Below are 1,291 nucleotides of genomic sequence, written 5' to 3'. Positions count from 1 at the left end.
TCTGAGGCTTTTTGTTCAATCCAACTGGTACAGTTTTACACCGGAATCTTGCACAATTTTACCCCGACGTTGACATCACCTAATCATGAAGAGAATCGTACAGCAGCAGATGACATTAAGCGCGGGAAATTGTGGGGGAGAATGTGGGGGTGGATTATAGAAATGAATTTAAAGTTATATTTATCAAATTTTTATATTAATTGTTCGATACAAGCCCTAGCCCTTTTTGACCTCCCCGGCCACTTGTATTTGCACGGCGAGGATCGCAATATCCTGCGATCCTGCGATCCTGCGATCCTGCGATCCTGCGATCCTGGATGCGCCTTACTGGCCGACTTCAGGGTGTTTTGGACCCACTGTCAGCCTTTATCGCCAGTCAAATTGTCGTGGATGCTGACAGCTATGAGCGCGCAAGCGAAAAGTGACATTCCAACGACTACAAGCACTGAAAAATGGTTGCCGATGAATGAAAGCATATCACGTTCCTATATGTGAGGTTAGTTGCACAGATGGAATGATGCTTTGCACATGGCTATAACCGCCCCAATACGGAGTCTTACCTAGTTGTCCCTGGTCGGGACCGTCATGCCCGCATGTACCGTAGCATCCCTAAAGACTGCCAGGTTATCACCGTGCATTTGGCTTCTTAGCTGAGGCCCGACACTTCGTCCTGATCGACGCCATATGCGCGGATGAAAATATCGACAGCGTTTTCAGCATCGGCCTGTATGTCTTCTTCTCTGGCGTCATCCATCATGTTAAGCAGTATCTTCTGATACGCGCCCGCCATGCACAATGCGGTGAGATTATTCGCCGCGACCATCGTATCCACCTTTCGAATTGTCCCATCGGCAATGCATTGGTCCAGATAGGCGGCGACTATGATTCTGACGTTTTTGGGTCCGCGTTCGTGAAAAATCGGTCCGATTTCCGGGAACCGGCCGCCTTCGCCCTGGATCAGTCGATAAAGGCAAATGGCCCCGGGATCAGTAAGCCTTCTGACGAAATGTCGACATAGCCGCATAAGAGTGGAGCGCACATCCTCATGCACTTGGAGCAACGCATTCAACTGTTGCCGGAATTCTATTGTGGCATCGTCTATCATCGCTGCAAACAAGTCTGCTTTTGACGGAAAATAGCTCCACAAGGTGCCTTTCGATCCGCCGAGTTTGCCCGCGATTTCAGACATGCTTGTGGCGGCATAGCCATTTTCGAAAACGTATGGCCCGCCCCGTTTGCAAGGTAGATTTTGAGATGCTCTGATCAGTCTGCGTCAACGTATACGGTCTCA

General features: G+C 49.5%; 2 protein-coding genes. One reads left to right on the top strand and one right to left on the bottom strand.

Annotated features, from left to right (window positions below):
* Nucleotides 1–495: hypothetical protein (locus L3X40_RS21810; RefSeq protein ID WP_237367426.1), on the top strand; the 495-nt coding region annotated here is incomplete at its 5' end.
* 151 nt (nucleotides 496–646) lie between these two features.
* On the opposite strand, the gene L3X40_RS21805 is transcribed toward L3X40_RS21810, so the two are convergent.
* Nucleotides 647–1,189 (bottom strand): TetR/AcrR family transcriptional regulator, encoded by a 543-nt coding sequence (locus tag L3X40_RS21805; RefSeq protein ID WP_237367425.1) that lies wholly within the window; start codon nucleotides 1,187–1,189, stop codon nucleotides 647–649.
* Between the last annotated feature and the right edge of the window lie 102 nt (nucleotides 1,190–1,291).

Source organism: Rhizorhapis sp. SPR117 (assembly GCF_021742065.1).
The sequence above is the reverse complement of the archived record's forward strand: the minus strand, read 5'-3'. Positions and strand labels throughout refer to the sequence as shown.